The 1,940-nt window shown below is 50.9% G+C and carries 2 protein-coding genes; one reads left to right on the forward strand and one right to left on the reverse strand.

What is annotated here, in order from left to right; translation table 11 throughout:
* Nucleotides 1-143: 143 nt before the first annotated feature.
* Nucleotides 144-617 (reverse strand): conjugative transfer protein MobI(A/C), encoded by a 474-nt coding sequence (gene mobI / locus BLL38_RS29855; protein ID WP_047229206.1) that lies wholly within the window; start codon nt 615-617, stop codon nt 144-146.
* 261 nt (nt 618-878) lie between these two features.
* Between mobI and BLL38_RS29860 the strand changes: the two genes are divergently transcribed.
* Complete coding sequence (locus BLL38_RS29860) at nt 879-1,877, forward strand: ParM/StbA family protein (RefSeq protein WP_076965373.1); 999 nt, start codon at nt 879-881, stop codon at nt 1,875-1,877.
* Nucleotides 1,878-1,940 lie beyond the last annotated feature (63 nt).

Raw genomic sequence — 1,940 nt, forward strand, 5'->3', positions numbered from 1 at the left:
TAGAAAAGGTAAGATTGTTCACGTCGGGGGCTTAGTTTTTGTTGGTGTGAGAGCTTACATTTTCTAAGATCCTCGACTCCTTTTCCAGCCGGTCAGATTTTTTCTACACCCTTAAATGCGAAGAGCCCGTAATACAGCACTACTTAGCGCCGGTCCTCCGCGAGAATGGCCACCCTTTGCTCAACTGACGCTACCCTCGTCGCTGCTGCGATCAGCGATCTGCGGATCTTCTGGAGCATTGAACCGGCTACCCGTATCTCCCGAAGCTGTAGCTCATAACCACGCACGATAGGGTTCAAGCTGCCTTTCACAAAGTTGAAGCCATTCAGCGGGTAATTGCTACCCCGTCCCTTATCTAGGGTAGTGATCTTCTGACTGCCGTTCTTCCCGTCGCCCTTGATTAGCTCAATTTTCACCCAGTTAAACGAGTAAGCATTGGGGCTCGACTGCTTGACATTGATGCCAATGGGGATATGCCCAGGCTTGCCCGCATGAAGATCCAATGCTGTCTTGAAAAAGGCTTCCCGCAAATCCTCCGCACGCTCAACGAGAACTGCATACATCCGATCAATTTCAGCTACTGCTGGGTGCTTGGGTGCTTCAGAGGGTGAGTTCATGTGTTGCTCCTTTGTGGATGGGAGCATTTTGCGGGTCGACAGAGAAGGCGCGGATCGTTTTCAGACGCTAAAACGTCCTGAAAACGAAGCCCAAAGCTTTCAGGAAGGCTGATTATTACGGTGTGTCGTCATCTGGTGACCGGGTGATGCAGATATAGCGCTTGGGATTCTTTGGATATGGGGTTTCATGTGCTGCGGGGTCATGCGCGTCGTCATCTGACGCACTTCTTTTGTCATTTTTTTGCTGGGAGCGGCATACGAATGGGTAACGCCTTAGGTCTGGATATTGGTTACAGCAACGTCATTTGCGTTTTTGGCAGTGGCGATGGGCAACCGGAGTCGATTATTCGTCCCTCGCAGGCCGCTCCCTTGAGCGTTCTGCCTGGGGATTCTGGGTTACGCCCCGGTGAAGTAATCGTTGAAGTTGATGGCGCGCCCTGGGTGGCATTTGCCGCGCCCGGCCGAGTTCAGGATGGACGAGAGCTGCACGAGGACTACACTTCCTCGCACGCCTATGAGGCCCTATTTAAGGGGGCTCTGCTTCATGCGGCCGGTGATAAAGACGTGATTGACTGCTTAGTAACTGGCCTTCCTGTCTCGCAGGCTCGCGATAAGCCCTATGTAGAAGCCCTGATGAAGCGTATGACCGGGACGCATCGGATTACGCCCAAGCGAGAGGTTACGGTTAAGCAAGTAGAGGTTGTTGCTCAGCCTATCGGGACTCTGACGGAGATTTACTGCAACTCAGATGCTTCGGAAGTTATTGAGGAGTCAGTTTCAATCATTATTGATCCGGGGTTTTTCAGTGTTGATTGGGTGGTATTTGACCATCGCGAGCTAGTAGTAAACTCCAGCAGCAGCAGCCTCAAAGCTATGTCTGTTGTACTTGAAGCATGCAACGAAGAAATTGCGAAGGATCATGGCGGTATTCCTGGTGTAGAAAAGATCGAACATGCGCTTCAGTCGGGTAAGTCTTACATTTTGATTTATGGCCGCAAAGTTGAACTATCTGAATATCTCGAGCGTGCTGCCGAACGTGTTATCCCATCCGTCTTCACTGAGATCAAACAAGGACTTCGATTCCTGAAGGGGCGCGCTATCGACTGTGTGATTCTCGGCGGTGGGGGAGCCTCATTGTATGAGCCATATGCTAGAAAAGAATTCCCCGATGCGTTGGTAGTTAAGCCCGTTAATAGGGCGGTTGCAGGAGCTGAGTGCAACACGGTTATTGAATTGACGCAGGAGCATCATATTGCATAGCCAAGGCTTTCTGCATCACTTCGCTCATGACTTCGATAGGACATTTGAAATCGAAGCGCTTAC

The organism is Pseudomonas gessardii (assembly GCF_001983165.1).
GTDB lineage: Bacteria > Pseudomonadota > Gammaproteobacteria > Pseudomonadales > Pseudomonadaceae > Aquipseudomonas > Aquipseudomonas gessardii.